The 6296-nt window shown below is 64.5% G+C and carries 9 protein-coding genes and 1 pseudogene; 3 read left to right on the forward strand and 7 right to left on the reverse strand.

What is annotated here, in order from left to right:
- Both EOA38_RS24650 and EOA38_RS24655 read left to right on the forward strand, forming a co-directional pair.
- Positions 1-346 (forward strand): OsmC family peroxiredoxin (locus EOA38_RS24650; RefSeq protein WP_127300453.1); only part of this gene is annotated, 346 nt, incomplete at its 5' end.
- A 19-nt stretch (positions 347-365) separates the two neighbouring features.
- Positions 366-751 (forward strand): annotated as a pseudogene (locus EOA38_RS24655) (nuclear transport factor 2 family protein).
- An 87-nt stretch (positions 752-838) separates the two neighbouring features.
- Here the strand turns inward: EOA38_RS24655 and EOA38_RS24660 are convergent.
- Positions 839-1354 (reverse strand): OsmC family protein, encoded by a 516-nt coding sequence (locus EOA38_RS24660; RefSeq protein ID WP_126094449.1) that lies wholly within the window; start codon positions 1352-1354, stop codon positions 839-841.
- 68 nt (positions 1355-1422) lie between these two features.
- Positions 1423-1848, reverse strand: coding sequence for a GFA family protein (locus EOA38_RS24665; protein WP_126094450.1), 426 nt, complete (start codon positions 1846-1848; stop codon positions 1423-1425).
- Between the two features lie 158 nt (positions 1849-2006).
- On the opposite strand from EOA38_RS24665, the gene EOA38_RS24670 reads away from it, so the two are divergent.
- Complete coding sequence (locus EOA38_RS24670; protein ID WP_189434855.1) at positions 2007-3074, forward strand: AraC family transcriptional regulator; 1068 nt, start codon at positions 2007-2009, stop codon at positions 3072-3074.
- Positions 3075-3083: 9 nt separating this feature from the next.
- On the opposite strand, the gene EOA38_RS24675 is transcribed toward EOA38_RS24670, so the two are convergent.
- The 5 genes from EOA38_RS24675 to EOA38_RS24695 all read right to left on the reverse strand — a co-directional run.
- Positions 3084-3695, reverse strand: coding sequence for a LysE family translocator (locus EOA38_RS24675; protein ID WP_126094452.1), 612 nt, complete (start codon positions 3693-3695; stop codon positions 3084-3086).
- A gap of 233 nt (positions 3696-3928) precedes the next feature.
- Positions 3929-4261 carry a YkgJ family cysteine cluster protein gene (locus tag EOA38_RS24680; RefSeq protein ID WP_245464705.1) on the reverse strand — a complete coding sequence of 111 codons (333 nt, stop codon included), beginning with the start codon at positions 4259-4261 and terminating at the stop codon, positions 3929-3931.
- Between the two features lie 205 nt (positions 4262-4466).
- The gene (locus EOA38_RS24685) at positions 4467-4796 is read right to left on the reverse strand and encodes a YciI family protein (RefSeq protein ID WP_126094454.1); all 330 of its coding nucleotides are present in this window, start codon (positions 4794-4796) and stop codon (positions 4467-4469) included.
- Between the two features lie 298 nt (positions 4797-5094).
- Positions 5095-5850, reverse strand: a complete 756-nt coding sequence (locus tag EOA38_RS24690) for an SDR family NAD(P)-dependent oxidoreductase (RefSeq protein WP_126094455.1) — start codon at positions 5848-5850, stop codon at positions 5095-5097.
- A gap of 113 nt (positions 5851-5963) precedes the next feature.
- On the reverse strand, positions 5964-6296 hold a 333-nt coding region (locus EOA38_RS24695), incomplete at its 5' end, for a glutathione S-transferase C-terminal domain-containing protein (protein ID WP_189434857.1).

Raw genomic sequence — 6296 nt, forward strand, 5'->3', positions numbered from 1 at the left:
CGCCTATTCCTTCCCGTCTCGCTTCGAGAACGGTCCGGGCACCAATCCGGAGGAACTAATCGCGGCCGCCCATGCCGGCTGCTTCTCGATGGCGCTGAGCGCCATCCTTGGCCGCGAGGGCCATATCCCGAAACACATCCGCACGATCGCAAAAGTGCATCTCGGCGCCACCACGGCCGGGCCGACGATCACCCGCATTGAGTTGGAGACCGAGGCGAGCGTCGCCGGGCTGACCGGGGAGGAATTCGAGCGGCTGGCGCAGGCCGCCAAGGCAACCTGCCTTGTCTCACGCGCGCTGACTGGCGTCGCCACGATCACGCTCAAGGCAAGCCTCATTGACCACTGAAGCGGAGGAGAAAAATCCAATGACCCACGAACTCATCATCGACATCGCCACGGCCAAACACTCCACCGAAACGGCCGAGATCATGCGGCGCTAAAACGACGTCTTTCAAAAGCACGATCCGTCGGCGCTGGACGATCTGGTGGCGGATGACTGCGTGATCGAGAACACGACGCCGGCGCCGGACGGCGCCCGCCGCACCGGCAAGGCCGCCTGCGTCGAGCTGTGGTCGGCGATCGCCACCGCACCTGGCAGCGCTTCGATATCGAAGAAACCTTCGTTGCCGGCGACCGGGCGACGATCCGCTGGCGCTTCTGGATGGCCGACGGCGCTTCGCGGCGCGGCGTCAACCTGATGCGCGTCGCCGACGGTCGCATCGTCGAGGCGATGGGCTATGTGAAGGGATAGGGCCTGGCGCGACAGGCCGCGCTCAGGCCCCGCCCGGAATCCGCCCGCCAAGGTTTGGATCCCAGGCAACTCGCATTACCGTGTCGCTTACCGCGCGACCCTGTTGAGCTTCACGAAGGTCCTGGGGCTGCGCTGGATGGTCTGGAAGATCACGCAGTAGCGATCGGTGAGCTCCATCAGTTGGGTGAGCCGGTTTTGCGGAGCGTCCGTCTCGATGTCGAAGCGCAAGCGGATCTCCTTGAAGCCGACCGGCACGCCTTCGGTGACGCCCAGCGTACCTCGAAGATCGACGTCGCCCTCGGCGGAGATTTCGGCCGACTTGATCGGAATCTCCAGCACGGCGGCGGCCGCCCGCATCGAAACGCCGGCGCAGGCGATCAGCGCCTCCAGCAGCATGTCGCCGGAACAGAGTTCCTGCCCGCTGCCGCCGGCTTTCGGATGGATGCCGGCCAGCGCAAGGCCGCGGCCGGTCTCGACCTTGCAGGTCACCCTGGAGTCGTCGGCGCTGCCCTTGGCCTTCAGCGTAAGAAGTGCCGCCCGCGCATCCTTGCGATATAGATCCTTGATCGGCTCCTGCGTGGCGCGAAATGTCGCGATGTCCATGCGTATTCTCCTGTCGTGAGATGTGGTTCGTGGAAATCGTGTGTCATCGCTGGGACTACCGCTCGGGACTACTCTGGCACGCTCACCCCGGAGCCTCCGAGCTCGGCCGGAAAATCCTTCAGCTTCGGCAAGCCGTCCTTCATCGGCAGGACAGTCTCGGCGTAGTTGACATGGACCCCCGGCTTGAATTCCACCGTCGGTATCGTCGCCGCATAGACGTCGACCAGTCCGAGCGGCGGATGATCCGTCATCAGGTGACCGCCGCATTTGGTGCAGAACTGGCGGTCGCTCATCTTCGACTTCCTGAAGCCGGACAGGAACTCCGCGCCCTTGGTGACCTTGACGTTCTCCGGCTTCCACAGCGTGAAGGCGTTCACCGGAGACGCCGACCACGAACGACAGGAACTGCAATGGCAATAGCCCATCGCCTCGGCGGTTCCGTGCACTTCGATCTCCACGGCGCCGCAAAAACAGCCGCCCTTGTGTACCGTCATGACTTACATCCTCTTCGTTTGGTTCGACCGCGCCACGCACCCGTTTGAGGCACCACGCAAGCGCTAGTGCGGGTTTAAAGCTTCCGGCAATGAACGGAATGACGCGGCGTCCGCCTCACTTGACAGCGCGTCCGGAACTCGAAAGGGATTGCGCCAGGTTGCTGCGCAACCCGCTGGACGCTGCTATGGCCGGGGACGCTCTGTCTGATCTCTTGAAAACGGTGCGTCTCACCGGCGCGACGTTTTTCGACATAAAGGCCCAGGATCCATGGGCCGTCTGCTCGCCCGCCCCCTCCTCGATATTGCCGAAGATCCTTCCCGGCGCGGATCACCTGATTTCCTACCACGTGCTGACGAGCGGCCGTTGCTTCGCCCGCATCATCGGCAAGGAGGCGATCGTCGTGGAGGCCGGCGAAGTCGTGGTCTTCACCAGAAGCGACCCGCATATCATGTCGAGCAATCCCGACCTGCGGGCGGATCCGCCGCCGGCGGATGTGCTGGAGATCGCATCCGCCAGTCAAAAGCCGTTCCACCTCAACTACGTCAGCGGCGAGGGATCGATCTCGGCCGGGCTCGTCTGCGGCTATCTGGCCTGTGATGCCCTGCCGTTCAACCCACTGCTCGAAGCGCTGCCGCCGGTCATCAAGGCCGGAGACTCAAAAGGCGATGCCGGCTGGCTCGGTCAGTTCATCAAACTGGCGGTATCGGAGGTCGCGCAGAAGCGGGCGGGCAGCGAGACCGTGCTCACCAAGCTCAGCGAACTGATGTTTGTCGACGTGCTGCGTCGCTATGTGGAATCGCTGCCGCCGCAGCAGACCGGCTGGCTGGCGGGTCTGCGCGATCCGCATCTGAGCAAGGCGCTGGCGCTGATCCACGACCGGCCGGCGCACAACTGGACGATTGAATCCCTGGCGAGAGAATCCGCCCTGTCCCGCACGGTCCTTGCGGAGCGCTTTACAAGGCTCATCGGAATCCCGCCGATGCACTACCTCGCCAAATGGCGCATGCAAATCGCCTCGGAGCTGCTCAGCACCGGCAACAGCAACATCGCCAGCATTGCGGCGGACATCGGCTACGAGTCCGAGGCGGCGTTCAGCCGTGCCTTCAAGAAGATGATCGGCGTCCCGCCTTCGGCCTGGCGGCTTGGCGTTCGGGCCGCGTCCGGCTCCGGAAGCGATGAGGCTCCCGAAACCGAAGGCGAACCGCGCAACGAACTGATTGACTGAGGCGGCGAACTAGCGATCGGCCAGCGCCAGCTTGGCGCCGAGCATGACGAAGGCACCGGCGAAGGTGCGGCGCATCCAGGTCAGCACCATCGGCCGCGACACGATGTGGCTGCGCACCGAGGCAGCGAACACGCCGTAGACCGCGAAGACGACGAAGGTCATCAGCATGAAGACGCCGGAGAGTTCCAGCATCTTGGCAAGCGCGTGCGGCTCGCCGGTGCTGACGAATTGCGGCAGGAAGGCAAAGAAGAAGATCGACAGTTTTGGATTGAGGATGTTGATCAGGATGCCGGAGGTGATGATCCTGGCCGCGGAGCGCGGGGCGACGTTCTCGTCGACACTCAACCCGCCTTTCTCCTTCAGCGTGTTCCAGGCCATGTAGAGCAGGTAGGCGACGCCGAGATATTTCAGCGTCTCGAAGGCGACTGCGCTGGTGTGCAGCACCGCGGCGAGACCGGTGACGGCGGCCGCCATGTGCGGGATGATGCCCAGAGTGCAGGCGAAGGCGGCGATGACCGAGGCGCGCGCGCCGCGCGAAAGGCCGGCGCTCAGCGTGTACAGAACGCCGGTGCCGGGCGAAGCGACGATAATCAGCGACGTCAACAGGAATTCGATGCTCACGGTTTCCTCCAAGGCCCTGCCCGTGGGGCACGGTACCGGGAGGTGTGGGTCTGGGCAAGCGGGGCGCTTTTCCTCGCCCCCACGAAGTGGGGGAGAGGTGGCTCGGCGAAGCCGAGACGGAGAGGGGGAATGGCGCCGCCCTTGAAAGCAGTCAGAGGAAACCCACCAGCGTCGCAGCCCCCTCTCCGGCCGCTTCGCGGCCACCTCTCCCCCGCCTTGCGGGGGCGAGGAAATTAGCTCAACGCCAGCCCATACGCCGCCCTTGCCATCAGGCAGTCATCGCCGCCGGGCATGCAGGCGCGGCAGACATCGGGGCGCAGTTCGTAGATGCCGCAGGCCGTATGTCTGCCGACCTCGCCGGTGAGCGCTGAACATCGGCCCCCCTCGCAGCGCATGCCGGAGTGGTCGGCCGCAACCAGTTCGGCCGGAATGCGGTCGAGCTGTTCGTCCTCCTCGGTCGAAAAGCGCGGCCAGTCGGCCGAATAAGCGCAGCAGGCGCCGCAGCTCTGGCAGTCGAACGCGGCAGATGCATCGCTAAGGATTAGAAGGGATTGGTCGTGCGGCAAAGGCGATCCTCGTGCTGCAAGTGCCTCTAGCACAGAGGTCGGGAATCCACCCGCATCGATCGAACAAGAATTTTTTATTTTGCCGGGAACCCTTTCGCCGGCTGCGAGTTATTTCTGGTCGTCAGCAGTTCATGAGCAATCGAGAAAGGTTGACGGCAAAAGCGCCTCCCGCGCCGTAAAAAGCGCGAGAGGCGTTTTTTTCGCCCTACATGATCGCGCTCATCATCGGCAGGATTTCATAACGGAAGCCGCGGCCCGAACGCACCACCGGATCGCCGTCGGTCACCGCTCTGGCCTCGGCCTCGCTGCCGACGCGCAGGATCAATAGGCCCCATGGTCCGGCTGGATCGGCGACGGGACCGGCCAGCATCATCGTGCCGGCGCGAAGCTGGCCGCGCAGATAGTCGGCATGCGCGTTCATCAGCGATTGCTCTTCCTCCGTCATGGTGAAGGCGAAATCAGGCCGCGGCGGGATCATCCGGCAATGGAAGATCATTGGCGCCTTGGCTTCACGCGATGCTTCGTTGCTGGCCATCGATGCTCCTCCGAGACTAATACTGCGCCGGTCAGCTCGGCTGGCGCAAGAGACCCTTCAGTCCATGCCGAAACCGCCCTGCCGATCAAAGCGATCGAGGATCGCCTTGAGGTGGCGCTTGAGGTCCTCGAGGCCGGTGACCGATCACCTCGGCATATTCCGCCTCGATTTCGAAACTCGGCGTCCGCGATCGTCACGCCCATTGGCTGCTGGAGGAGCCGGGCTGGGAAGAGATCGCCGGCAGCGTGGCCGATTTCCTGGCCGGCCATAAAGGCGCAGCTCAGCCGCATTGCCTGGTTCAACGCTCCTGATCGGTCGGGCGGATCAGGATTTCGTTGATGTTGACGCGCGGCGGCTGGCTCACCGCATAGAGAATGGCGTTGGCGATATCTTCGGCGGTCAGAGCTTCCATCGTGGCAAGGCGGTGTTCCAGACCGGCTTTGAATTCCTGATTGGTGATGTGGTCGCCGAGCTCGGTGCGTACGAGGCCGGGTTCGATGACGGTGACGCGCACCTTGTCGGCATAGACCTCGCGGCGCAGCGATTCCGAAAAGGCCACCACGCCGAACTTGGTCGCCGAGTAGCCGCTGGCGCCGGGATTGGCGACGCGGCCGGCCACCGACGAGACGTTGACGATATGGCCCTTGGCAGACTTGAGGTGCGGCAACGCCGCCTTGGTGGTGGCCATCAAGCCGATCAGGTTGAGCTCGATCATGCGCCGCCAGTCGTCGAGATCGGCTTCAGCCGCCGGCGCAAGCAGCATGACGCCGGCATTGTTGACGAGGATGTCGAGCCGGCCCCATTCGGAAACGACCTTGTCGACCATGGCGATGACGTCATCACCCTTGGCGATGTCGGCTTCGATGGTCAGCGCCGTGCCGCCGGCTTTTTCGATGCGGCCGGCCAGCGTCGCCAGGCGATCGACGCGGCGGGCGGCGACCGCCACCTTCGCGCCGGCGGCGGCAAGGGCGGCGGCGGTCGCCTCGCCGATGCCGGACGAGGCGCCGGTGACGAGCGCGACCTTACCGGCGAGTTGGGAGTTTGTGGATGTCATGAGAGTTCTCCAGGAGCCCGGCCCGCTCCCTCACATAGGCTGCGAGAGACGTTCTTGAAGCCCCGCCATCGGAGCAGTTGACGCAACTCCACATCGAAGCGGCTCGCCTTGGCCTAGTCCTGTTCGTGCGGTCCCGGCTCCGGCCAAGGCTCCTTGGCGGCTTCGGCGTACCAGTGCCGCATCGCCGGTGTCGCCAGGACCGCGTCGACATAGGCGCGGGTGACAGGCGCCAGCTCGCCGCCATAGGTGTCGAAGCGGGTGACGATGGGCGCATACATGGCGTCCGCGGCCGTGAAATGGCCGAACAGGAACGGGCCGCCCTCGCCATATCGCTCGCGGCATTGCCGCCAGATCGCCTCGATGCGCGCCCGCTGCGCCTCGCCCTCGGCATCGAGCGGCTTATGGGCCTTCGGCCGGCGCAGGTTCATCGGCCAGCCATAGCGCAC

Source organism: Mesorhizobium sp. M1E.F.Ca.ET.041.01.1.1 (assembly GCF_003997355.1).
Lineage (GTDB): Bacteria > Pseudomonadota > Alphaproteobacteria > Rhizobiales > Rhizobiaceae > Mesorhizobium.

Bases quoted from the DNA above. Each gene is read 5' to 3' on its own strand.
- EOA38_RS24660 (WP_126094449.1), bottom strand. From the start codon at position 1,354: ATGGACATCGCGACATTTCGCGCCACGCAGGAGCCGATCAAGGATCTA.
- EOA38_RS24665 (WP_126094450.1), bottom strand. From the start codon at position 1,848: ATGACGGTACACAAGGGCGGCTGTTTTTGCGGCGCCGTGGAGATCGAA.
- EOA38_RS24685 (WP_126094454.1), bottom strand. From the start codon at position 4,796: ATGGCCAGCAACGAAGCATCGCGTGAAGCCAAGGCGCCAATGATCTTC.
- EOA38_RS24690 (WP_126094455.1), bottom strand. From the start codon at position 5,850: ATGACATCCACAAACTCCCAACTCGCCGGTAAGGTCGCGCTCGTCACC.